Below are 22761 nucleotides of genomic sequence, written 5' to 3'. Positions count from 1 at the left end.
CAACTGGTCATTACCTTAATAAAATGTCCTTTTGCGCATGCGCAACGAGGCTTTTATGATGGAAACAGACGTTTCGTAGCCTTATGCTTCCCCTTTTTCTTCTTTTTTCTCTCCCTCCTTTTCTTTCTCGGACTTTTTCCTGTATTCTGCCGGGGTAATTTCAAACTGGGCTTTGAAACAGCGGGTGAAATAACGCGGAGAGCCGAAGCCTAACCGGTCGGAGATATCGGCAATCTGTAAATCGGGGTTACCGGTCAACATAGCTGCGGCTCGCTTCAGCTTGCAGCTGAGGACAAAGTCGTTGGGCGTCATGCCGGTTAGCGCCTTGAATTTGGCATACAACGAGCTGCGGCTGAGTCCCAGTTCACGTGCCATCATATTCATGTCGAAGTCGATATTATCTAAGTTCTTTTCAATGATCGAGTTGACCGTATCGAGGAATTTCTGGTCGATCGGGTTGCTTGCCAGCGATTGTGCGTCGAAATCCTTCTGCTGGCTGAATTTCTTTTGCAGGATAATACGGTTGCGGACCAGGTTATTGCAGCGTGCCAACAGTACCTTGGCATTGAACGGCTTATTGATATAGTCGTCGGCGCCCCGCTGCAACCCTTCGATGTTTTGCTCGGCGGAAGTGAGTGCTGTAAGCAGGACGACCGGGATGTGGCATACATCAAAATCATTTTTGATCTTCAAGCACATCTCTGTACCGGACATTTCCGGCATCATGACGTCGCTCACGATAATATCCGGCCGTTCCTCGCGTGCCTTTTCCAACCCTTCCTTACCGTCTCGTGCCAACAAGACGCGGTAGATCGGCGAGAACAGGGAGGCTAGGATCTGAAGCAGTTCTTCATTGTCTTCGACCAGCAGGATCGTGCGGGGTGAATCGTCTCCTTTGATCAACACCTCCTTTTGTTCGGTATCGGAAAATTCTTCCATGTGGTCTGTGAAGGCGACCGTGTCGGGAATCAGGTTTTCAGGTAGCTTTTCCTGCCGACCTTCTGTCCGTTCCTCTTCGGTGAAATGAGCAGAGCCTTTCTGGAGACGGACAATGAAAATACTACCGTAGCCCGGCGTACTTTCCACCAGTATCGTCCCGTGGTGCAACTCGATAATATTTTTGGTCAATGAAAGCCCGATACCCGTGCTGGGGGTCTTGGTGATATTCGAAATGCCGTTTTCCGCCTGATAGAAGCGGTCGAATATCTTATCTATATCCTCTTTGCTGATACCGATACCGTTATCGATTACTTTAATAATAACTTCATCCTCTTTGTTCTCTAATATCATTTCAACGGTTGCATTCGATTTGGTATATTTGAAGGCATTGGAAAGCAGGTTATAGAATACCTTTTGCATTTGTTTCGGATCGAAGTTGCATATAACAGGGCCTTTTGGAGCCGTGAAGTTATAAGTGATGGAACGGCTGGATGCATATTCGTAGAAAGACAGGTAAATCTCTTTTAGGAACGGGACGATGTCTTGTTCGTACACTTTCAGTTTCATGTGTCCTTGTTCTAATTTACGGAAATCCAGCAACTCACTGATCAGGTTCCGCATGTGATAGGTGTTCTTATACACTTTCAGTAGTTTGTTGTACACGGAAGGAGACAATGAACTGCTTTGCAACAGAAGTTCTATCTGGGAAATAATCAGCGTCAACGGTGTCCTGAATTCATGCGAGATATTGGAGAAGAACTGTAGCTTTGCCTGGTTCAGCTCTTCGATCGACTCTTTTTCTTTCCGTTCCATCTCTAAGGAAGTTTGCAACATGTATTGTGACTTCTTGAAACGGTAAATACTGTAGAGTATGCTTATGATCAATACCAGATAGATGAAATAAGCCAATTTGGAAGCATACCAGGGGGAATGTATATGGATATCCATCTTGATGGTGCGGGGTTGTTCCAGATTCGGGTCGTATTGTATTTCCCGGACGATAAGCGTATATTTTCCGGGGTTCAGGTTCGTATAGAATATGTTGTTGTCCTTACTGGGAATCCATTTTTTGTCGAAACCTTCCAGCATATATTCATAAGACGCCTTTTTCAGCGTGTTGACATAGTTGTTGGATGTAAAAGTGAAGATCAGGTTGTTCTGGTTATAGGCCAGTTCTATCTCCTGGGTGAAGGGCAGGGCGGCGGTGAGCACCTTGTTGTGGTCGCCCGGAAAAACCAGTTCATTGTTGATAAACAGGTCGGAAAAATACAGTTGGTAATCTTTGGCGGAGTTGAACAATTGTTGCTCGAAGAAAGTCGCCATGCCATTACTGCCTCCGACAAATATTTCCCCGTTTTTGCAGACTAAGATGCCGCAACCGATGTTTATACCTGTCAGGGGAAGTGCGGTTCCCAGTTCCACAACCTTGAACAGGTTTTGGTCCGGATCGAAGAAGGTAATGCCTTTATCGCCGGTTATCACTAATTGGTTCAGCGTCGACAATGTCAGTTCATAGCAATAGTCGCTGGCGATAAAGCTGTTTTCGGTCGTATACCCGATGAACCGTTTATCTTCCTCGTCGTAATAGAACAGTCCGGAGCCCCGGGTCCCGAGGAAAATCCGTCCCTCTTTGTCTTCGATTATTTGGGAGATGGGAAATGTCCCCAAGCCGTTTTCGCCTGAACGGAATTGTACTTGGTCTTCTTCGTTTTCGGGGTTGATCTTCCAGACACCTTTGCCATAAGCCAGCCACATATATCCTTTGGAGTCGATCAGAAAGCAAGTGTTCCCGTAATATTTGCCACTCTTGAACAGCGGAGATACTTTTTCGGTGTCCAGGTTCATTTTGAAGATCCCTTTCGGACCGGTGCAGATCAATTCGTTTTTGTAGATTCTCATCTGGTTGATACGGTCGCCTGCAATGACGGCGTAAGACGGATCTTCGAAGTAGGGGTTATTAAACCTCTTGCTTTTGATGTCGAAGATTGAAAGTCCTCCGGTATGGGTCCCGATATAGAGTTTGTTATGCTCCGGGCTGTAGGCTATTGCTTTCAGGTTGTTGTGGGCGATGGAATTACGGTTTTCATCGGCCATAAAGTAGGTGAACTTTTTCTTTTTCCGGTCGAAGAAGTTCAGTCCGCCGCCTTCGGTACAGATCCAGATGTTATTGTCTTTATCTTCCACCATTTTACCGACGAAAGGGTAGTTCAGGCAATCGTTTCGGACATTGTTGGCTGCATAAACCGTGAAAAGGTCTGTCTCCGGATTGAAATAATTGACGCCACCATAATAGGTGCCCAGCCAGATCGTGCCCTGCCGGTCTTTGTAAACGGGGAATACGGATGAGTGAGCCATACTTCCGGGCAACGGGTTCCGGGCGTAAACCTCGAACTGGTTGCTGATCGGATTGTATTTGTTCAATCCCGTAAAGGTTCCGATCCAGATATTTCCGAAATTATCTTCCACAAAATCCCGTACCTGGTTGCTCGATATGTTGTTGGGATTGGACGGGTCATAGCGGTAACGTGTGAAATTGCCGCGTACGTCTTTTTTGTACATGCCGTTCATGCGGATGGATATCCAGAGGTTGTATCTGGAGTCTTCATACAGGCCGTAAATGTCTTCACCCATGATCATACAGGTGAGGGATTTGTCGTCATTCATCCTGAATAACCCTTCTGTGGTGCCGATCCAGTACCGGCCGTTGGAATCTTGCCTGAAACAAGTCGCATGTTGGTGCCGGTTTTCCAGCTTCGTAACGAAATCGAGTTCGTTCTTATCCGGATTCCAGGTGAATACGGAGTCGGCTATTCCGACCCATATCGTTCCTTTGATAGAGGCTACGCTATATACGTTTGATTCCCGCAGGCATCTGAATTCTTGTGCCCGCATGTCGTAACGGATCAAGGAATAGTCGGAGTCGAAGAAAACATTCCCGTCTTTATCGCCGGCGATGAAATGCGTCTGGTTGCCTATCGGGTTGGTGCTCTGACGGTGATATTCCGACGGTTTGTAGACCGTGGTCTGGACCCCGTCGTATATGCTGATGCCTTCTTCCGTTCCGAACCACATCCTACCTAAATTATCCTGGTAGATTGCCATGACGGATAGTTGTGACAGGCCTTCCTGCATGCCTATATGTTTGAAATAGATTGGATATATGCCGGAACAGAATCCTAAAAGCATTATGAGTGATATGATGATTCTTCTCATAGTATATGACATTAGCAGCTATTTGTTTGAGGGGCTAAGATAAAGAAATTTTTCTGATAGTTAAAGGATGTTGTCTTAAATGTTCTGCCTGGTATCTATATTTAAAAGGTATTCGTATAATTGTTTACTCAATTTTGTAAAAATGTTTTATCTTTACCGATGCTTTGATGACAATATGATATAAACAAATACAATTATGAGTGTTTTTGGAAAGTTTCCCCGAACTTTTTGGGTGGCCAATGTGATAGAACTATTCGAACGATGGGCCTGGTATGGATTTTTTATGCTGTTTGCGAACTATCTGACCGGTTCGTCCGATGCCGGTGGTTTGGAGTTTACCCAGGAGCAGAAAGGTTGGTTGATGGGAGTCGGGACAGGGATTCTTTACTTCCTTCCGGTCTTGACCGGGGCGATCGCTGACCGATACGGATACAAGAAGGTGTTGTTGCTGGCTTTTATGATCTATGTATCGGCTTTTCTGTTATTACCTCAGTTCTCTACTTTTACGGGTGTTTTTCTTATGTTTTTGTATCTGGCAGTAGGAGCGGCGTTGTTTAAACCGATCATATCGGCTACGATAGCCAAGACAACAACGAATGCAACGGCTTCTATCGGTTTCGGCATTTTTTATATGATGGTGAATATCGGGGCTTTCTTCGGGCCTCTTGTCACTTTGCTTTTTAAGGGGACTTCGTCTTTGATTTTTTATGTGTCGGCCGGGATTGTTTCGTTGAATTTTATTTTGCTGCTGTTCTATAAGGAACCGGGGCGTGTGGAGAATGAAAAGAGTACGGAAAGCCTGTTTGAAACGTTTGCCAGTATATTCCGGAATATGGGAAGTATCCTGAAAGATGTGAAGTTTATCGTTTTCCTTCTGATTGTGGCTGGTTTCTGGACGATGTATAACCAGTTGTTTTTTACCTTGCCGGTGTTTATCTCGCAATGGGTAGATACGAGTGTCTTATATGATTTCTTTCAGGCTCATTTCCCATTTATCAGCCATAACTATAGTCCCGCTCCCGGTGTCATGGACTCGGAGTTTGTGACGAATATAGATGCGCTTTACATTATTCTGCTTCAGGTCATGGTTTCGAGTGTCGTGATGAAGATGAAGCCATTGCGCTCCATGATGTCCGGTTTTTTGGTTTGTGCGATTGGCATGTCGTTGACGCTTGCTTTCCAGAATGTGTTGTTTACGATGGTCGCCATTCTGGTTTTCTCTTTGGGAGAGATGGCGGGATCGCCCAAAATTACAGAATATATCGGACGGATTGCTCCGGCTGACAAGAAAGCTCTGTATATGGGATATTCCTTTATTCCTGTCTTTTTGGGAAATGTTTTAGCCGGTATTATCTCCGGATCAGTCTACCAGCAGATGTCGGATAAGGTGATGATTGTTCAGAAGTATGTGGCAGAGAAAGGATTCCGGATTCCGGAAGGGCTATCGAATAATGCTTATTTCGATGAGGTTGCCAGTCAGTCCGGTATGAGCCCTCGGGAATTGACGAATTACCTGTGGGACACCTATCACCCTTCACAAATCTGGCTGGTCTTGTTGGCAATTGGCGTAGGAGCGGCTTTTGCTCTATTTGTGTATGATCGGGTGACGTCCCGTGCAAGGTAGCCAAAAGTATTGGATGGGACAACTAAAAAAGCATTATCTTTGCAGGCATGAAAAAGCAAGCCTTTATTTTTTATCCGCTTTTGTTGGTTCTCCTGTTGATGCTGTTTGCCGGTGGTCTGGTCTATGGTGCCGTTTCTATTCCGGTTGAGAGTGTGGTGAATATATTGTCGGGAGAAGGGACGGAGCGGCTTGCATGGCAGAACATTGTGTTGCAGAGCCGTTTCCCCCAGGCGGTGACGGCATTGTTGGCTGGTGCTTCATTGGCCGTTAGCGGATTGTTGCTACAGACATTGTTCAGGAACCCGCTTGCCGGTCCATCTATCCTGGGTATTAGTGACGGGGCTAACCTGGGAGTTGCCGCGATTATGCTCTATTTCGGTGGTTCGCTGAGTATGGTAACCGATTTGCCTGTCAGTGGCTACCTGGCGGTGATTCTGGCTGCATTTAGTGGGGCGGCCTGTATTTTAGGATTGATTATTTACTTCTCGGCGAAGGTCAAAAATAATGTCATGTTGCTGATCATCGGTATTATGATCGGCTATCTGGCATCTTCATTGATTTCGGTTCTGAATTATTATGCTTCGACCGATAAGGTGCATGCATTTGTGATGTGGGGATTGGGAAACTTCTCCGGGGTATCTTTACAGCAGTTGCCTTATTTTGCAGGTTTTACATGCATAGGGTTGCTATTGGCGATACTCTTGATCAAACCTCTGAATGCGTTGCTTTTGGGAGAAATGTATGCCGCCAATCTGGGGATAAAGATTAAGCGGACGCGCATTCTGATCCTGTTGTGTACGGGCCTGCTTACTGCGACAACGACTGCTTTTTGCGGTCCGATTTCCTTTATCGGTCTGGCGGTTCCGCATATCGCCCGTTTGATGTTAGGATCATCCAATCATAAGATGCTGGTTCCCGTCACGTTGTTGACCGGCTCTTGCATTGCGTTGCTTTGTAATTTGTTGATGGTGTTACCGGGTACTCATAACATTTTGCCGTTGAATGCCGTGACCCCGATGCTTGGCGCGCCTGTTATTATTTATGTGATTGTGAACCGGAAGAATATCCAATACTTTGACTGATCGACTTATGACAAGAATATCTGCAATAGAAACAAAAGGACTCGCTATCGGCTACCTGCTGAAAGGCGGTAAACGGAAAGTGGTCCACGACGATCTGAACCTGCAACTCGTCCCCGGTGAAGTCACCTGTTTGTTAGGCTTGAACGGAGCCGGCAAATCGACATTGCTCCGTACGCTTTGCGGTTTCCAGCCTCCGCTCGGAGGGGAAATACGCTTGATGGGGAAACCGCTTTCCGATTACTCTCAGGCAAACTTTTCCCTGACCGTCGGTGTTGTACTGACGGAAAAAACGAATGCGGGTGGAATTACCGTATATGAACTGGTTTCGCTCGGAAGACATCCTTATACCGGCTTTTTCGGGCAATTGAAGAAGCCGGATCGTGAGATCATAGAACAATCGCTCGAAGCTGCCGGAATATCCCATAAAGCCCATAACTATGTTTCGGAACTGAGCGACGGGGAACGGCAGAAAGCGATGATAGCCAAAGCGCTTGCCCAGCAATGCCCGATAATCTTGCTGGACGAACCGACTGCCTTCCTGGATGTAACCAGCCGTATCGAGACAATGGTTCTGTTGCATCGTCTGGCCGTCGAACAACAGAAAGCGATTCTGCTTTCTACCCACGACCTGGATTTGGCTATCCAAATGGGCGATTGCCTCTGGTTGCAGGAGAAAGGGCGCCCGATGGCTTGCGGAACTCCCGAAGACCTGATTATGAGCGGGGCTTTTGAATCCTTTTTCGGCAAGGAAGGAATCGTTTTCGATCCGGCGACCGGAAAGCTGAATACGGAAGCCCCCACATTGCCGATAGGTGTGGAAGGTGACTTCCTGACTTCCTATTGGGTGGGAAATGCTCTGATCCGTAATGGCTACCGTCCTTCGCCCGTAAAAAGGGGACAGTTGAATGTCACTTGCAAAAGTCCTCATCAACTGATCGTGGCTTTTCCCGAAGGTGGGGAAAAAGAACTCAGGACAGTGGCGGAGCTCGTGTCTCTCGTTAGCATGAAAACATAGTTCCATGCTTGTGAAACTATAGTTCCATGCCGATGAAAACATAGTTTCATGGGTATGGAACAAAAGGTATAATTTAGATTAAAAATATAAATATGGCGAACGAAATAACATGGCGGCTGGAACATGAGAAGATCGGCCGATTATTGTTACATTATGCGATACCGGCAGTGATCGGTACAATGGTGAATGCTCTTTATAACATTGTCGACCGTATCTTTATCGGTCAGGGAGTTGGCCCGCTGGCGATGGCGGGGCTTACGCTGACATTCCCAATTCTGTTGTTTCTTCAGGCGTTCGGCATGCTCGTCGGAGCCGGTGCTGCGACGCGTGTTTCCATTCATCTGGGACGCAGAGCGAATGACATGGCGGAGAAAGTATTAGGGAATGCATTGACCTTGACATTTATTATAACGCTAGTGACGGTAGTTCCCTGTATGATCTGGATGAAGGACTTGTTGCTTGCTTTCGGAGGAAGCGAACAGACGATTCCGTACGCAAAAGACTACCTGGATATTGTCGTTCCGGGGACGATCCTGACTTCACTCAGCTTTGGTTTCAATGCGGTCATGCGTGCTTCCGGTTATCCGAAGAAGGCGATGTACACCATGTTGATCGGGGCGATAACCAATGTGATACTCGATCCGATTTTCATTTTCTGGCTGGATATGGGAATTAAGGGAGCGGCGATAGCGACGATCATCTCGATGCTGCTCTGTACCCTTTTTGTGATGAACCATTTTCTCCAGAAAGACAGCGTTGTCCGCTTCCATAAGGGCATATTCAAGTTGGAGAAGCATGTGGTATGGAATATCCTGACGATCGGGGTTTCTCCTTTTGCAATGCAGCTGGCAGGAAGCCTGGTGGTGGTGATCCAGAATTATGCGCTAAAACAACACGGGGGAGATTTGGCATTAGGGGCAAACGGTATCATTACCAGCGTCGGGATGCTTTTGGTGATGCTGATTATCGGGATTGCGCAAGGGATGCAGCCGATTGTCGGTTTTAACTTCGGAGCAAAGAAATATCAGCGTGTCCAGGAAACTTTGCGTCTGGTCATTATTACCGCTACCATTATTATGGGGATCGGTTGCTTTTGTAGTGTGGCATTTCCGAAACTGATCGCCCGTGCTTTTACGAATGACCCGGCTCTGCTGGATGTCACGGCGAATGGTTTACGGATCAGTTTGCTGGTGTTTGTAGTCGTCGGTTCGCAGATCTCGATCAGCCAGTTCTTCCAGAGCATCGGGATTGCCTGGAAGGCAATGTTTTTGAGTTTAAGCCGCCAGGTGCTGTTCCTTATACCGGCGATGTTGTTGTTTTCCCGTTTTTGGGGATTGGATGGCGTCTGGTATGCCGCGCCGTTTTCGGATTTTCTGGCCGCTACAACTGCCTGGCTCTTCTTATGGCATCATGTTAAAAACATGAAAAGTAAGAATTTACATTGAACTTTTCAGTATGTTGTTTGTCTACTATATGAAAGTAGATTATTTAGGTTTCAACTAAAAGAATGAGAAGTATGAAAAGAGTATTATTATTACTGGCTGTCCTGCTTTTTAGCGCAGGAACAATGATGGCCCAGCAGGATAAAGCTGCCGAAAAGGCCGCCAAAAAAGCAGAGAAAGAAGCAAAGAAAGCTGCCGAAGCAGCCGAACAGATGGCCTTGTTCGAACAAGGTGTACAAGCACTGAAAAATAAAGATTTCGTATTGGAAGCCGAACGTGTCGAGTTTAAGCGTGGACAATTCGTTTATGTGACTCCGAGTACGAATTTCGTTTCTATGGATGGCGACCGGGCTACTATCCAGCTGGCTTTTAATGTTGCCGCTGCCGGACCGAACGGAATCGGAGGTATTACGGTTGATGGAAGCGCTTCGAATATAGAAATGAAAACAGACAAAAAAGGAAATGTTACATTCAGTATGATGGTACAAGGTGTTGCAGTCTCCGCCAATGTGACAATCCGCATGGTGAAAGGTACGAATAAGTGTACGGCAACTGTGAGTCCGAACTTCAACAGCAACCGTATTTCGTTTACCGGTTATCTGTATCCGTCGGATCAGTCTAATGTATTTAAGGGACGTGCCATCTGATGTGTAGATTCTTTTGTTCAGGAAAAGCTGCTTTCGGAAAGGGAAGCAGCTTTTTTTATGCAACGTATTTTATATCTTTGTTCTCTAAAATATCATAAACATAAAAGTTATGCAATTAGCAATAGATCAGAAAGACATCGATAAGTTCCTGATGGTAGGCGACAAGGTGCTTATCAAGCCGAAGAACCCGCAGAGTCAGACAAAATCCGGATTGTACCTGCCGCCTACCGTCCAGCAGGAAAAGATCCAGAGCGGCTATATCATCAAGGTCGGTCCCGGTTTTCCACTCCCTTCCCAGAGTGAGGAACATGAAGTGTGGGAAAAGAAGAAAGAAGGCGAGGTTCATTATCTCCCTTTACAGGCGCATGAGGGCGATCTGGCTGTATTTCTGCAGAATGCGGCCTACGAGATCAATTTTAATGAAGAGAAGTTTCTGATTGTTCCTCATTCGGCTATTTTGATGTTGGTTCGCGACGAAGGTTTGTTTGAATAACTCCTTTTTGTTTGGCAAAATACTATGCTATCCAGTTTTTTGATGTATTTTTGCAACCAAATCAACAAGACTAACTATCAATAGTAGCGATTATAATGAATAAAATTGTAAGTAAAGAACATTTCTCTGCCAACGTAGTGAAACTGGAAGTGGAAGCACCTCTGATTGCCCGCTCCCGTAAGGCAGGCCACTTTGTTATCGTGAAGGTAGGTGAGAAGGGGGAACGTATTCCTCTGACCATCGCCGGAGCTGATACCACGAAAGGAACTATCACACTCGTGATCCAAGCGGTAGGCGGTTCGTCAAAGAAGATATGCGAACTGAATGCCGGCGATTATATCACCGACCTGGTCGGCCCGCTGGGGCAAGCCACCCATATCGAGAAAGTCGGTACGGTCGTGTGTGCCGGAGGTGGTGTCGGTGTGGCTCCTTTATTACCTATCGTAGAGGCTTTCCATAAGGCAGGCAACCGTGTGATCGTGGTGCTGGCTGCCCGTACAAAAGACCTGGTGATCTTAGAAGAGCAGATGCGTGCCAACTCCGATGAGGTAATCGTGATGACAGACGACGGTTCTTACGGTACGAAAGGTTTGGTGACGAATGGCGTGGAGAGTGTGATCAACCGGGAAAAGGTGGATCTGTGTGTGACGATCGGTCCGGCTATCATGATGAAATTCGTCTCTGCCTTGACGAAGAAATACGAGATCCCGACAGTCGCCTCTCTGAACACGATTATGGTGGACGGAACTGGTATGTGCGGCGCTTGTCGGATTACAGTCGGAGGAAAGACAAAGTTCGTTTGTGTGGATGGACCGGAATTTGATGCCCACCAGGTTGACTTCGACGAGATGCTGATGCGCCTTAGTGCTTATAAAGATATTGAAAAGAAATAATAAAACCACAGTAAACAAATGACAACAGAAGAATTGATCGCTGCCCGTCGTGCCGAACCGTGGAGAGAAGCACTGCGTAAAAGTAAAAAGAATAAAGAGCGCACGGATATTCCCCGTGTGGAAATGAATGAACTGGATGCGGAATACCGTAGCCATACCCGTCTCGAAGAGGTGAACCTCGGATTGACGAAAGAGCAGGCCATGCAGGAAGCCCAGCGTTGTTTGGACTGTCCGAATCCGACTTGTATGCAGGGATGTCCGGTAAGTATCAATATCCCGACGTTTGTGAAGAACATCGAGCGGGGCGAGTTTCTGGAAGCGGCTAAAGTGCTGAAGGAAACAAGCGCGTTGCCCGCTGTTTGCGGTCGTGTATGTCCGCAGGAAAAGCAGTGCGAAAGCAAGTGTATTCATCTGAAGATGGGTAAACCGGCTGTTGCTATCGGTTACTTGGAACGTTTTGCCGCCGATTATGAACGGGAGAGCGGAAACATTTCCGTTCCGGAAGTAGCGGAGAAGAACGGTATTAAGATTGCCGTTGTCGGTTCCGGTCCCGCCGGTCTTTCGTTTGCCGGCGATATGGCAAAGCGCGGCTATGACGTGACGGTATTCGAAGCTTTGCACGAGATCGGTGGTGTGTTGAAATACGGTATTCCTGAATTCCGCCTGCCGAATAAGATTGTGGATGTCGAAATTGAAGGACTGCGCAAGATGGGTGTGAAGTTCCTGACAAACTGTATTGTCGGTAAGACGATCAGCTATGATGACTTGCATGCGGATGGTTTCAAAGGAATCTTTGCAGCCAGTGGTGCCGGACTTCCTAACTTTATGAACATTCCGGGTGAGAACCTGATCGGGGTGATGTCGTCCAACGAATATCTGACACGTGTCAATCTGATGGATGCTGCCAATCCGGATAGCGATACGCCTGTCTTGCAGGGTAAGAAAGTGGCTGTAATCGGTGGTGGTAATACGGCTATGGACTCTGTTCGTACCGCACGTCGTCTGGGAGCTGAACGAGCTATGATCGTTTACCGTCGTAGCGAGGAAGAAATGCCTGCCCGACTGGAGGAGGTGAAGCATGCCAAAGAGGAAGGTGTGGAGTTTATGACCTTGCATAATCCGGTCGAATATCTTGGTGATGAACGGGGCCGTGTCAAACAGATGCGCTTGCAGAAGATGGAGCTGGGTGAACCGGATGCTTCCGGACGTCGTCGTCCTATACCTGTCGAAGGAGCGATCGAAACAATTGATGTGGACGAAGTGATTGTCAGCGTCGGCGTTTCTCCCAATCCGCTTATCCCGCGTGCTTTCCAGGGATTGGAAGTAAGCAAGAAGGGAACAATAGTGGTGAATGAAGAGAATATGCGCTCTGCCTTGCCTGATGTATATGCGGGTGGCGATATCGTTCGTGGTGGCGCAACCGTAATCCTGGCAATGGGTGACGGTCGTAAGGCTGCTGCTGCAATGGATGAGGCGTTACGGGGATAATTTAGAGTTTTAATATGATAATAAAGAGGGCATGGATATAGTATCCTTGCCCTTTTTTAGTAAATATACTATTGAAAGTAAAAAGCCCCGCTATTCCTAAGAATAACGAGGCCTTCTGGAAGCGAGCGGAAGACGGGACTCGAACCCGCGACCCTAACCTTGGCAAGGTTATGCTCTACCAACTGAGCTACTTCCGCAATATTTTGTGTACAGACGCACGGCCGTGCGTCTCAACAGGTACTCGAAGCGGGACTTGAACCCGCACAGCCGCAATGGCCAAAGGATTTTAAGTCCTTCGTGTCTACCGATTCCACCATTCGAGCATCCCTTTCTCTTAAGAGATGAGCGGAAGACGGGACTCGAACCCGCGACCCTAACCTTGGCAAGGTTATGCTCTACCAACTGAGCTACTTCCGCGTTGTTGCATTGTTTTCGTTTGCGAGTGCAAAGGTAGATGAAATTTTTGTTTCTGCAAATATTTGGATAAAAAAGTTACGTTTTATCTTGTATTTTTTAATTTATCACGACCCATTCCTGTCTGCTGGACGAATTGGAGGAGACAGCATACCTTCTTAAAGGATATTTGGAAACCCCTTTTACCGGAGCTCCTGTACCGCCATAAGCAGCTATGTCGTATTCTGTGCCGCATTCGGGGCAAGTTGCCGTACCTGCATCGTTAGGTTCGATAATGATGTTTCTTTTTGCTTCATGAGGGCAACAAAGGTCGAAAGCAAAGTATGTCGTATTGCCATACGAATCGATCCCGCAAACGACCAATACACCCGAATATCCGGTCTTTTCTCCGGCGGTACGAGCTTTGGTAATGGATTTGTGATTGTATATGCCTACTAAATCTTTGTCCTGATAGCGCAGGTCTATTTCCAAATATACCGGTGCATAAGGAATATCCGATTCCTCAAATTTGGAACACGAACATACCAATAATATAAGTAAGCAATATAAAAATCGTTTCATCGTTTATTAAGATAATAGCTGTTGTTCAGCCTCATTTACTCTATTAAACGCGAAACCATCCACAATATTTTGCATTAAGGCAGAAATCTGATCATTGCATAAATTACCGATGCTTCCTTCATGCGTATGATTGACTTCCTTAACAGGGACGAATTTACCCGCTTCGATGTTCAATCCAACCTGTTTGTAGGCGTCGCGGAAAGGCACGCCTTCCAGCACGAGACGGTTTACCTCTTCCACACTGAAAAGGAGTGCATATTTGTCATCGTCCAGAATATGCTCGTTCACTTTTACTTCACGCATCATGTGCGTAACCATGCGAAGGCAATCCTTCAACTCGTCGAAAGAGGGAAGGAATACTTCCTTTATAATCTGCAAGTCGCGGAAATAGCCCGACGGAAGGTTGTTGCAGATCAACGTGATCTGCTGGGGCAATCCTTGCAACTTGTTGCATTTGGCACGCGTCAACTCGAATACGTCCGGATTCTTTTTATGCGGCATGATACTGGAGCCTGTCGTGAACTGGTCCGGCAACTTGATGAAACCGAAGTTCTGGCTGTTGAACATACATGCATCGAAAGCCAGTTTGGAAAGGGTTGCCGCAATTCCCGCCATGGCAAAAGCCACGGTACGTTCCATCTTGCCGCGTCCCATCTGGGCATACACGACATTGTAGTCGAGCGAGTCGAAGCCGAGCAGATCCGTTGTCATCTGGCGTCTCAGCGGGAAAGAAGAACCATATCCGGCCGCAGAACCCAACGGGTTGCGGTTGCAAACCTTATAAGCAGCCTGCATCATCTGTAAATCGTCGGCCAGGCTTTCGGCATAAGCGCCGAACCAAAGTCCGAAAGATGACGGCATGGCAATCTGTAAATGCGTATATCCGGGAAGCAGCACGTCCTTATACCGGTTGCTCTGCGAGATCAACACCTCGAACAGGCCGGATACGAGCTCTACGATTTCCTGGATCTGTGCGCGGGTGAACAGTTTCAGGTCCAGCAGCACCTGGTCGTTACGTGAACGGCCGCTGTGTATCTTTTTCCCCGTATCACCCAAGCGGCGTGTCAGCATCAGTTCCACCTGCGAGTGGACGTCTTCCACACCTTCTTCAATTACAAACTGGCCGCTGTCGGCAACGACATAGATATTTTTCAGTTCGGCAAGCAGAACCGTCAGTTCCTCTTTGGTAAGCAGCCCGATGCTTTCCAGCATGGTGATATGAGCCATCGAGCCAAGCACGTCGTACTTGGCGAGATAGAGATCCATCTCACGGTCTTTACCTACCGTAAAGGTATCCACTTCCTGGTCTACCTGAACATTCTTTTCCCAAAGTTTCTGAGCCATCAAAAATACAATTAATAAGGCAGGGATGCCAGTATGGTCGATATTCTATCGATCGCATCCTGCAACGGTTTTGATACCATTGGTTTGATAAACGGATTCAGTTCGGCGCGGACGGTTATTTTCATCCGTGTGTCGTTCTCTTCCACCTGTTTCAGCTGGATCCAGAGGAACAGGGGAACAGGGGAGTTCGTAGTCGTGAATTTGATTGTTTTGTTCGGTTCACGTTCCACGATCTGGAAGGTTATCTTACCTACCGGTGCGACGGAAAAACTGCAAGAGTCTTTGTCGAACTCGAAATCTTTAATTTTATCCTCAGGTATGCGGTCCTGCACCTTTTCCAGGTTGGATAGGTCGGACAGCATATTAAAAATACGATCCTCGTTAAAGGGGATCGTTTTCACTTCACTAACAAATTCAGTCATTTCTACTTACTTTGCTTCGGGATTCCAGTTTGCCGGATCTTTGCGCCATTCCTGAAGGACTGCGATTTCGGATTCGTCAATGTAATCTGTACGCAATGCTTCTTCCAGGACAGCATCGTAGTTGCTCAAAGTCGTCAGTGTTACTTTTGCCTCTTTGAAAGCCTCTACTGCAACAGGGAAACCATACGTGAAGATGGCAACCATACCGGCCACGTCGCAACCGAAATTACGGACAGCCTGTACTGCTTTCAAGCTGCTGCCGCCTGTAGAAACCAAATCTTCTACGATCACGACTTTTGAGCCCGGCTTCAGTTCGCCTTCGATCAGGTTTTCCAATCCGTGATCTTTAGGAGTTGAACGGATGTACACAAACGGCAGACCCAGTAGGTCGGCAACTAATGCACCCTGAGCAATTGCTCCGGTTGCAACACCGGCAATAGCATCGGCATTTTCGTACTTTTCGCTGATTGTGCGAGCCAGTTCCAACTTAATGAAACTTCTGATTTCCGGATAGGAAAGTGTCTTTCTGTTGTCGTTGTAGATTGGTGATTTCCAACCGGATGCCCATGTGAAAGGATTGGCTGGCTGCAATTTGACCGCCTTAATCTTTAATAATCTCTCTGCTACTAATCTTTCCAGTGTTTTCATACAACCTAATAAATATGTTTATATCAGTCCGCAAAGGTAGACAAAGGGAATGAGATAACCTTGTAGTTATTCAAAAAAATAAGCCATATATATTGTATAACAGGTTTAGGGTGAGTTTGTGCCGGTTTAGGCGACGGCTATGCCTAATATACTGATCCGGATGCCGGATATGGCTTTCATCGCCTCTGCACAGGCGCTTATGGTGGAGCCGGTCGTAATGACATCGTCCAGCAATAAAACGTGTTTGTTTTTCAATGCGCCGGCATTCTCCAAACGAAAGATGTTCTCTACGTTTTCCGAGCGTTCGAATATCTGCTTGCGGGTTTGGCTTTCTGTCTTTTTTACGCGGGACAGGGACGAGGTGTCGATCGCGATTCCTGTGACGGATCGGATGCCTCGTGCGATCCATTCCGACTGGTTATAACCTCTTTGCCTCATTCGCTTCGGATGGAGCGGAACCGGCAAAAGGAGATCGACGGTGTCGAACAGTCCGGTCTCCCGATAGGCGGTTGCCGCCATGCGTCCCAGTTCGTATCCGAGCTTTTTATTTCCATGATATTTCAAGGAATGGATCAACTTCTGTCCGCTTCCTCCTTTCCTGAAGTGGAGCAAAGCGGTAGCGGCAACAAAAGAGACTTTTTCCTGAAAAAGCCGGCAGACCGGATTAGTCTCCATATCTGTAAAATGCGTATAGGGCAAATGGTTCGAGCAACGCAAACAAATATGCTCTTCCCCTTCCATCAAAGGCGCCTGGCAAAGCAGGCAGAGGCGGGGATAGAAAAGGTTCAGGAGGTCATTCAAAATCGTCATAACTATTAATTGTTTTTGTAAAGATAAGAAATAATTGGTTGTCGAGCTATAATGTTAAACTTTAACCAATGTACTTTTTTATTATGTTTTTTGTGATCAAGTCTTGATTTTTTGATATCTTTATAGCGGAATGAATGATTAACTTCATAAATAATATGATTGTGAATAAAACTTTATTTAGTAGCAATTTAATTTACTTGGGATTGATGCTTTCTGTTTTTATTTCTTGTTCGGAAAATACAAAAGAGGAAGTAGGGTGTAATGTGAAAATGCTGGAACTGAATTTGTCTTTGGACGAGGCTTTAGCATTAAGGATTGAATCGAATGGTAGTACTGTTATTCCTGAGAAAGAGGCAGTATTAATGGTCCAAAAAGTGTTCATGGAAAATGTTCAAACAAAAAACAATGATCTATTTGAATAATAAAAAATTGCAATCACTTATGTATGATTTATTTTATAGTATGAAGATAGGGGATCCGAAAGTCTCTGGAACTAATTCCAGTTTGGGGAAGGCTGCGACGTTTTTAAAGAATAATGGATATAGTGTAGGAAATGAATGTGATTATGATTATCTCGATTTGCAAAAGGCGTTAAATACTTGTGGGCCTGTTTTAATTAGAGGAGGTGATAGTAGTGGAGGGCATGCATGGTTGGTGGAAGGAACAAAAACTGTGATTGTCACGAATTATGATTTATATGAAAAAGATGATGGATATGATATTTGGAGGATAAAAGTAGATATTGGAGGAACGATAAGTCAATATCTGAGATGTAATTGGGGGCAATATGGTAATGCTGATGGTTGGTATAGTTGCTTTACTGGTTATTATGATAAAGGTGAAGGAAAGAAAGAACCTTTCAATTATACTAAAAACAGGAAAATGTTAAATGGAATAAAATGATGTCATGAAACAAATAGTAGTGTATTTTGTATTATCTTTTTTCTTTCTAACCGCCTCGGCTCAAGAACTGTCTGTTGGTCTGCGTGGAGGTTTGAATGTGGCCAAAATAACCAATTACAATGATGATTGGGGATGTTTCGGAAATGTAGGGCTGTTTGGGGAATGGAAAAAAGATTGTTGGGCATTGGAAACTGATGTTTTGTATTCGATGCAGGGAGCAGACTTCGATGGGTATCGCCAGAAAGATCATTACCTGTTGATTCCTTTAAAAGGTAAATATTATATACCGGCCTGCAAAGGTTTAAATGTTTTTGCTGGACCTCAATTGGATATTTGTCTGGATCGCAATACGATGCTGTTTGATGGAGGTGCTCCTGCCGAACCTCGCAACTGTATGCTGTCTGCAACGTTTGGTCTGGGATATAGCTTTCAGTTCGGATTAGACTTGGCTGCCAATTATAACATCGGTTTATTGTCAAATATGAAAACAAGCGGTTTCGATTCTATGAGGAATAGTGTATTTCAGATATCGGTTGGTTGGTGTTTGTATAGAAGGAACAAGTAGTTTATGTAATGACAACGATGACCATTGAAATGAAGCTATTCGATCAATAGTCATCGTTGTCATATTCTTCATTGCTGGAACTGTTGAAAAACTGTTTCAGGCAACGGCCGGCATCCTTCGTTTCGAACCCGCGGCCGGCGGCGAACCGGAGCAGTTTGGTGTAAACATCCCGGTCGTCTTTGCCACGGGTAGATTTTTTTTTGCTTTTCAAAAGGGAAAGGAGGATAGACTGATATTCCTGTTCGTCGATACCCGCCAATGCTTCCGAGCGGATATCGGACGGGATTCCCTTCCGTTGCATTTCGTAATTGATCTTGATTCGTCCCCATTTGTTGAAACGCAGTTTGTCGTTAACGAAATAGCGGGCGAAGCGGCTTTCGTCTATGAAACGTTCTTCCAGCAGGCGTGCGACAATCCGGTCGCTTTCTTCCCCGGTTAATCCCGCCGCTTTGATTTTCTTCTCTACGTCCTGGATGCAACGTTCGCTGGCCGAGCAATAGGCCGCTGCCCGGTGGAGCATTTCAGACTCGCTGATCTGTTTCATTTGCGTGCTTTTATGATCCGGTTCCTGCCCGACAGGTCTTGTATCAATTCGATATTCTTATAGCCTTCTTCCTCCAGCATCTCGACAACCATACTGCCGCATGCCGCGTTGATTTCCAAATAGAGGCGGCCGTTTCTTCTCAGCTTTTTCTTACCGAAATGGGCGATATGCCAATAATACAGCAACGGGTCGTTGTCGGGGACGAAAAGAGCCAGGTGCGGCTCGTAGTCCAGCACGTTCCTTTCCATATCCTTTTTTTCTTCTTCCTTGATATAGGGCGGGTTGCTGACGATAACATCTAAGATGAACGGTATGTCCATTTCCGCTTTCTCCGGGTCCAGGATATCCGTTTGGATAAAAGTGACCGTTGCATTATTGCGCTTGGCATTCCTGCGAGCCGTTTCGAGCGCTTCCGCTGAGATGTCCATTGCAATCACGCTTGCTTTTTTCAGATGTTTCCGGAGCGTAACGGCAATGCAACCGCTACCGGTCCCGATATCCAATATCTTAATCTTTTTATCGGCATTGTCGAGAATGACCTGTTCGGCCAACTCTTCTGTTTCCGGACGCGGGATCAGGACAGACGGATTCACTTCGAACTGGAGACTGTAAAAGTCGGCCGTACCTAATATATATTGAATAGGTTCCATTTGTTTCAGGCGTTCGACTATTTCATGGATCCGCTTCTTTTCGCTTTCGGGCAGTTCTTTGTCTTTGCAAAATAAAAAATGATGCGGTTGAATATTACAAACTCGTTCCATGATCAAGCGAACCAGGCTGCTGACCTCGGAAGGTGGATATAGATCCCTTAAAGAATCTTTAATGTATGTGATGGTTTCAGTCATGAGATATTCTTTTTCTGCAAAAGTACGGAATTCTTCGCTTATATAGGCCGATTTTTGAAAATATGATGAAGGGAATAAAAAATATAGCGGATTTCTCCGTACCTTAGTAGCGAATAATTTGCTTGTCGACAATTGTCGGCAGGCTTGTCGACAACCGTCGGCAGGTTTGTCGACAATTGTCAGCAGGCCTGCCGACAATTGTCGGCAGGCAATTACCTGGGAAGTAATTCAGGAATGGATGCGGGGCGAATCATTGTTTGTTGGGATGTAAAAATAGTTTACAATGATGGTTGTCGAAGAGAAGTTTATGGCCCGTTGCATCGAGCTTGCGCGGGGAGGAGAAGGAAATACGGCTCCGAACCCGATGGTCGGTGCGGTGATTGTGCATAACGGGAAGATTATAGGAGAGGGGTTTCATCGCAAGTGCGGCGAGGCGCATGCCGAGGTGAATGCGGTGGGCTCCGTCGGGGATGAAACGCTTTTGCGGGATTCTACGATTTATGTGAGTCTTGAACCTTGTTCCCATTATGGAAAGACGCCTCCCTGTGCCGAGTTGATCATAAAGAAAGGCATTCCGCGTGTCGTGGTCGGTACGTTGGACCCGTTTCCGGAAGTGTCGGGACGGGGAGTACGCATGTTGCGCGAGGCAGGTGTCGAGGTTGTGACAGGTGTGTTGGAAAAGGAAGCCCGCGCCTTGAATCCTGCTTTTATGACATTCCAAATCCTGAAACGTCCTTATATTTATCTGAAATGGGCGCAGAGTGCGGACGGGTTTATGGATGCACACCGCGAGGCTGCGTCTGTGCCGCCGGTTCTCCTGTCTTCAGCAGAGACGCTCCGCAGGGTTCACCGGCTCCGTTCCGAAGTGGCTGCCATTATGGTGGGGACCCGTACGGCTTTGCTGGATAATCCTTCGCTGACGGTGAGGCATTGGGCCGGGAAATCTCCCGTCCGGGTGGTTCTTGACCAGACGCTGAAGCTGCCGGCAGATGCGCATTTGTTGGACGGTGCGGTGCGTACGCTCGTTTTTACGGCGTGTGAGGCCGGAAGCCGTCCGAATGTGGAATATGTGCGAATTGATTTTGGGCAGGAGGTCTTGCCGCAGGTTTTACAATATTTATATGAACAGAAACTTGATTCATTGATGGTGGAAGGAGGCGCTGCGCTGTTGGGTAGCTTCCTCGACGCCGGCTTATGGGACGAGGCCTGGGTTGAAACGGCTCCGGCGGTTCTCGGTTCAGGCGTAAAAGCTCCCGCTGTTCCCGGTGTGCTGACCGGTACGGAGCTGAGGCATGGGCATCTCTTGGAAACCTGGAAACGAAAGGTTTGAAATGAACTTTATAATTCGTAACGACACTAAAATATTATAAATATTGTCCTATATGAGGTATAAAGCAAAAAATGTTTCTACTTTTGTGCCTTTATATGCAACAAACTTATTTTTTGATGAAAAATAGAATAGTACTGTTTATAGCCGGATGTTGTGCTCTTTTGTTGTCTTCTTGCCTTGGTTCGGACGATAATGAATATGAGCTGAGTAGAGATTGTCAGATTCTATCTTTTTCTTTGTCGAACGATTCTATCCCGGAATTGAAGAATGTCGTGTTTACGATCGATCAGACAACCGGGCGTATCTTCAATATAGATTCCATGCCTTATGGAACGAAGCTGGACGAAAAGGTGATTTGTACGGTTAAGCTGGCTTCGACAGTGTATAGCTGCCAGGTTATACAGGAAGCGGTCGGCGATACGATTTCCTGGAATCTGGAGGATTCGTTGGATTTCTCTAAGCCGGTGAAGTTCATAAATACCTTGTGGGATCTACAGACCACGAAGGCATACCTCGCACAAGTCAATATCCACCAGGTTGTTCCCGACTCGATGGTCTGGGGCATTTATAAAGAGGGCATTACGGACGGTGCAGTCAAGGAAGAAAAAGTCGTTGTTTTCGGTGAAGGAAATGACGAGTCTTATTATATGTATACGCAGCCTGCGAATGCAAGCGAAGGCTATCAGTTGTACCGCTCGGCTGTTTCGGACGGCAAAAACTGGACGAAACTGACGGTCGCAGGTCTTCCCGCCGGAGAAGTCCGTCTGTCCCAGATTACGGCTTACGGCGATGCGTTCTACGCCGTGACGACGAAAGGCGCTCTCTACCGCTCCACCGATGGCCAGAACTGGACGCTTGTTGGGAATACTCCGGTGATCAAGGCCCTTTTAGGTGCGATCGATGTGGACGATGACTTTACGGCAGCCGGCAAACAGCCGTCGGCCCTTAGCGCAGTCATCGATAAGGACGGCACGCTGCTTTACGGATATATGAATAAAGAGATGGAATGGAATGAAGGTACTCTTCTGAACGAAGGTTTTCCTTTGACCGGTTTCGGCAGCCTTTCCTATAATTTAATGTTCCGCGCCCGCCTGTTGGTGGTTGCCGGAAGAGATAAGGACAATAAACTGACGAATACGGCTTGGGTGACGGATGATGGCAAAGCTTGGACGAAGCTGACGGATGACGAAGCGGCTCCTTTCGATAAGCAGGAAGGCGTAGCCGTGGCGGAATATGACGAGAAGCTCTTCATGTTGAGCGGAATCGGCGAGACAGGCAAGGCTTCTTCCGACGTTTACCTGTCCAGAGACGGCGGCATAACCTGGAACGTCTCCGACTCGTTAGTCATGATGCCGCAGGATTTCAAAGCAAGAGGGTTCTCTTCTATCCATGTGGATAAGGACAATTATATGTATCTTTTCGGCGGAAAAGAAACCAATAGTTCGAATGTATTGAATCAAATCTGGCGCGGCCGTATTAACCGCCTGGGTTTTTAAGCATAAAGAAAGTTCGTGGAGGACCATATAATTTTATGAGCGA

21 protein-coding genes and 3 tRNA genes are annotated in these 22761 nt (G+C 46.5%); 13 read left to right on the top strand and 11 right to left on the bottom strand.

Going from position 1 to position 22761, the window contains the following annotated elements; genetic code table 11:
- Positions 1 to 81: 81 nt before the first annotated feature.
- Entirely contained in the window at positions 82 to 4152 is a 4071-nt protein-coding gene (locus ACPYIV_RS12385; RefSeq protein ID WP_425883254.1) for a hybrid sensor histidine kinase/response regulator transcription factor, read from the bottom strand.
- 196 nt (positions 4153 to 4348) lie between these two features.
- Between ACPYIV_RS12385 and ACPYIV_RS12380 the strand changes: the two genes are divergently transcribed.
- The 8 genes from ACPYIV_RS12380 (at position 4349) to gltA (ending at position 12836) form a co-directional block, all read left to right on the top strand.
- On the top strand, positions 4349 to 5776 hold the full coding sequence (locus tag ACPYIV_RS12380; protein WP_425883252.1) for an MFS transporter: 1428 nt from the start codon (positions 4349 to 4351) through the stop codon (positions 5774 to 5776).
- A gap of 47 nt (positions 5777 to 5823) precedes the next feature.
- Positions 5824 to 6858 (top strand): iron ABC transporter permease, encoded by a 1035-nt coding sequence (locus ACPYIV_RS12375; protein WP_293733885.1) that lies wholly within the window; start codon positions 5824 to 5826, stop codon positions 6856 to 6858.
- Between the two features lie 7 nt (positions 6859 to 6865).
- Positions 6866 to 7873 (top strand): ABC transporter ATP-binding protein, encoded by a 1008-nt coding sequence (locus tag ACPYIV_RS12370; RefSeq protein ID WP_293740856.1) that lies wholly within the window; start codon positions 6866 to 6868, stop codon positions 7871 to 7873.
- Between the two features lie 92 nt (positions 7874 to 7965).
- Positions 7966 to 9318 (top strand): MATE family efflux transporter, encoded by a 1353-nt coding sequence (locus ACPYIV_RS12365; RefSeq protein WP_425883249.1) that lies wholly within the window; start codon positions 7966 to 7968, stop codon positions 9316 to 9318.
- A 71-nt stretch (positions 9319 to 9389) separates the two neighbouring features.
- A complete protein-coding gene (locus ACPYIV_RS12360; RefSeq protein ID WP_293733882.1) occupies positions 9390 to 9962 on the top strand; it encodes a DUF4251 domain-containing protein in 573 nt (190 codons plus the stop codon).
- Positions 9963 to 10071: 109 nt separating this feature from the next.
- Positions 10072 to 10455, top strand: a complete 384-nt coding sequence (locus ACPYIV_RS12355; RefSeq protein WP_005637370.1) for a co-chaperone GroES — start codon at positions 10072 to 10074, stop codon at positions 10453 to 10455.
- Positions 10456 to 10550: 95 nt separating this feature from the next.
- Positions 10551 to 11348: a sulfide/dihydroorotate dehydrogenase-like FAD/NAD-binding protein gene (locus ACPYIV_RS12350; protein WP_293733881.1), complete on the top strand. Its 798-nt coding sequence runs from the start codon at positions 10551 to 10553 to the stop codon at positions 11346 to 11348.
- An 18-nt stretch (positions 11349 to 11366) separates the two neighbouring features.
- Complete coding sequence (gene gltA / locus ACPYIV_RS12345) at positions 11367 to 12836, top strand: NADPH-dependent glutamate synthase (RefSeq protein WP_425883246.1); 1470 nt, start codon at positions 11367 to 11369, stop codon at positions 12834 to 12836.
- A 124-nt stretch (positions 12837 to 12960) separates the two neighbouring features.
- On the opposite strand, the gene ACPYIV_RS12340 is transcribed toward gltA, so the two are convergent.
- The 8 genes from ACPYIV_RS12340 to ACPYIV_RS12305 all read right to left on the bottom strand — a co-directional run bounded on the left by ACPYIV_RS12340 (position 12961) and on the right by ACPYIV_RS12305 (position 17035).
- A tRNA-Gly gene (locus tag ACPYIV_RS12340) sits at positions 12961 to 13033 on the bottom strand.
- A 41-nt stretch (positions 13034 to 13074) separates the two neighbouring features.
- Positions 13075 to 13159: transfer RNA gene (locus ACPYIV_RS12335), tRNA-Leu, on the bottom strand.
- A gap of 21 nt (positions 13160 to 13180) precedes the next feature.
- Positions 13181 to 13253 (bottom strand) — tRNA-Gly (locus ACPYIV_RS12330).
- Positions 13254 to 13349: 96 nt separating this feature from the next.
- Positions 13350 to 13811: a hypothetical protein gene (locus tag ACPYIV_RS12325; protein WP_425883244.1), complete on the bottom strand. Its 462-nt coding sequence runs from the start codon at positions 13809 to 13811 to the stop codon at positions 13350 to 13352.
- A gap of 6 nt (positions 13812 to 13817) precedes the next feature.
- The gene (gene argH / locus ACPYIV_RS12320) at positions 13818 to 15155 is read right to left on the bottom strand and encodes an argininosuccinate lyase (protein ID WP_425883242.1); all 1338 of its coding nucleotides are present in this window, start codon (positions 15153 to 15155) and stop codon (positions 13818 to 13820) included.
- An 11-nt stretch (positions 15156 to 15166) separates the two neighbouring features.
- On the bottom strand, positions 15167 to 15577 hold the full coding sequence (locus ACPYIV_RS12315; RefSeq protein ID WP_293733877.1) for an SRPBCC family protein: 411 nt from the start codon (positions 15575 to 15577) through the stop codon (positions 15167 to 15169).
- 6 nt (positions 15578 to 15583) lie between these two features.
- The gene (gene pyrE / locus ACPYIV_RS12310) at positions 15584 to 16225 is read right to left on the bottom strand and encodes an orotate phosphoribosyltransferase (protein ID WP_008152633.1); all 642 of its coding nucleotides are present in this window, start codon (positions 16223 to 16225) and stop codon (positions 15584 to 15586) included.
- 126 nt (positions 16226 to 16351) lie between these two features.
- Positions 16352 to 17035, bottom strand: coding sequence for a ComF family protein (locus ACPYIV_RS12305; RefSeq protein ID WP_293733876.1), 684 nt, complete (start codon positions 17033 to 17035; stop codon positions 16352 to 16354).
- 161 nt (positions 17036 to 17196) lie between these two features.
- Between ACPYIV_RS12305 and ACPYIV_RS12300 the strand changes: the two genes are divergently transcribed.
- Genes ACPYIV_RS12300 through ACPYIV_RS12290 form a run of 3 tightly spaced genes read left to right on the top strand, consistent with a single transcriptional unit; the run spans position 17197 to position 18503 of the window.
- Positions 17197 to 17457 (top strand): hypothetical protein, encoded by a 261-nt coding sequence (locus ACPYIV_RS12300; protein ID WP_293733875.1) that lies wholly within the window; start codon positions 17197 to 17199, stop codon positions 17455 to 17457.
- Positions 17450 to 17938 carry a C10 family peptidase gene (locus ACPYIV_RS12295; protein WP_425883239.1) on the top strand — a complete coding sequence of 163 codons (489 nt, stop codon included), beginning with the start codon at positions 17450 to 17452 and terminating at the stop codon, positions 17936 to 17938. The genes ACPYIV_RS12300 and ACPYIV_RS12295 overlap by 8 nt, the downstream gene beginning before the upstream one ends.
- A gap of 4 nt (positions 17939 to 17942) precedes the next feature.
- The gene (locus tag ACPYIV_RS12290; protein WP_293733873.1) at positions 17943 to 18503 is read left to right on the top strand and encodes an outer membrane beta-barrel protein; all 561 of its coding nucleotides are present in this window, start codon (positions 17943 to 17945) and stop codon (positions 18501 to 18503) included.
- A 43-nt stretch (positions 18504 to 18546) separates the two neighbouring features.
- Here ACPYIV_RS12290 and ACPYIV_RS12285 read toward each other — a convergent pair whose 3' ends face one another.
- Together ACPYIV_RS12285 and prmC are read right to left on the bottom strand one after the other, a co-directional pair.
- Entirely contained in the window at positions 18547 to 19047 is a 501-nt protein-coding gene (locus ACPYIV_RS12285) for a regulatory protein RecX (RefSeq protein WP_425883237.1), read from the bottom strand.
- On the bottom strand, positions 19044 to 19892 hold the full coding sequence (prmC, locus tag ACPYIV_RS12280) for a peptide chain release factor N(5)-glutamine methyltransferase (RefSeq protein WP_425883235.1): 849 nt from the start codon (positions 19890 to 19892) through the stop codon (positions 19044 to 19046). The genes ACPYIV_RS12285 and prmC overlap by 4 nt, the downstream gene beginning before the upstream one ends.
- A gap of 283 nt (positions 19893 to 20175) precedes the next feature.
- Here prmC and ribD point away from each other — a divergent pair, with 283 nt between their 5' ends.
- Both ribD and ACPYIV_RS12270 read left to right on the top strand, forming a co-directional pair.
- Positions 20176 to 21222 (top strand): bifunctional diaminohydroxyphosphoribosylaminopyrimidine deaminase/5-amino-6-(5-phosphoribosylamino)uracil reductase RibD, encoded by a 1047-nt coding sequence (gene ribD, locus ACPYIV_RS12275; protein WP_301705523.1) that lies wholly within the window; start codon positions 20176 to 20178, stop codon positions 21220 to 21222.
- 71 nt (positions 21223 to 21293) lie between these two features.
- Entirely contained in the window at positions 21294 to 22718 is a 1425-nt protein-coding gene (locus tag ACPYIV_RS12270) for a DUF6242 domain-containing protein (protein ID WP_308526334.1), read from the top strand.
- The last annotated feature ends 43 nt before the right edge of the window (positions 22719 to 22761 follow it).

This window comes from Parabacteroides vesiculifaciens (genome assembly GCF_049860805.1).
Classification (GTDB): domain Bacteria; phylum Bacteroidota; class Bacteroidia; order Bacteroidales; family Tannerellaceae; genus Parabacteroides.
The sequence above is the reverse complement of the archived record's forward strand: the minus strand, read 5'-3'. Positions and strand labels throughout refer to the sequence as shown.

Excerpts from the sequence above, each read along its gene's own strand:
- ACPYIV_RS12385 (WP_425883254.1), bottom strand. The coding sequence starts at position 4,152 with ATGAGAAGAATCATCATATCACTCATAATGCTTTTAGGATTCTGTTCC.
- ACPYIV_RS12380 (WP_425883252.1), top strand. The coding sequence starts at position 4,349 with ATGAGTGTTTTTGGAAAGTTTCCCCGAACTTTTTGGGTGGCCAATGTG.
- ACPYIV_RS12375 (WP_293733885.1), top strand. The coding sequence starts at position 5,824 with ATGAAAAAGCAAGCCTTTATTTTTTATCCGCTTTTGTTGGTTCTCCTG.
- ACPYIV_RS12370 (WP_293740856.1), top strand. The coding sequence starts at position 6,866 with ATGACAAGAATATCTGCAATAGAAACAAAAGGACTCGCTATCGGCTAC.
- ACPYIV_RS12365 (WP_425883249.1), top strand. The coding sequence starts at position 7,966 with ATGGCGAACGAAATAACATGGCGGCTGGAACATGAGAAGATCGGCCGA.
- ACPYIV_RS12360 (WP_293733882.1), top strand. The coding sequence starts at position 9,390 with ATGAAAAGAGTATTATTATTACTGGCTGTCCTGCTTTTTAGCGCAGGA.
- ACPYIV_RS12355 (WP_005637370.1), top strand. The coding sequence starts at position 10,072 with ATGCAATTAGCAATAGATCAGAAAGACATCGATAAGTTCCTGATGGTA.
- ACPYIV_RS12350 (WP_293733881.1), top strand. The coding sequence starts at position 10,551 with ATGAATAAAATTGTAAGTAAAGAACATTTCTCTGCCAACGTAGTGAAA.
- gltA (WP_425883246.1), top strand. The coding sequence starts at position 11,367 with ATGACAACAGAAGAATTGATCGCTGCCCGTCGTGCCGAACCGTGGAGA.
- ACPYIV_RS12325 (WP_425883244.1), bottom strand. The coding sequence starts at position 13,811 with ATGAAACGATTTTTATATTGCTTACTTATATTATTGGTATGTTCGTGT.
- argH (WP_425883242.1), bottom strand. The coding sequence starts at position 15,155 with ATGGCTCAGAAACTTTGGGAAAAGAATGTTCAGGTAGACCAGGAAGTG.
- ACPYIV_RS12315 (WP_293733877.1), bottom strand. The coding sequence starts at position 15,577 with ATGACTGAATTTGTTAGTGAAGTGAAAACGATCCCCTTTAACGAGGAT.
- pyrE (WP_008152633.1), bottom strand. The coding sequence starts at position 16,225 with ATGAAAACACTGGAAAGATTAGTAGCAGAGAGATTATTAAAGATTAAG.
- ACPYIV_RS12305 (WP_293733876.1), bottom strand. The coding sequence starts at position 17,035 with ATGACGATTTTGAATGACCTCCTGAACCTTTTCTATCCCCGCCTCTGC.
- ACPYIV_RS12290 (WP_293733873.1), top strand. The coding sequence starts at position 17,943 with ATGAAACAAATAGTAGTGTATTTTGTATTATCTTTTTTCTTTCTAACC.
- ACPYIV_RS12285 (WP_425883237.1), bottom strand. The coding sequence starts at position 19,047 with ATGAAACAGATCAGCGAGTCTGAAATGCTCCACCGGGCAGCGGCCTAT.
- prmC (WP_425883235.1), bottom strand. The coding sequence starts at position 19,892 with ATGACTGAAACCATCACATACATTAAAGATTCTTTAAGGGATCTATAT.
- ribD (WP_301705523.1), top strand. The coding sequence starts at position 20,176 with ATGATGGTTGTCGAAGAGAAGTTTATGGCCCGTTGCATCGAGCTTGCG.
- ACPYIV_RS12270 (WP_308526334.1), top strand. The coding sequence starts at position 21,294 with ATGTTTCTACTTTTGTGCCTTTATATGCAACAAACTTATTTTTTGATG.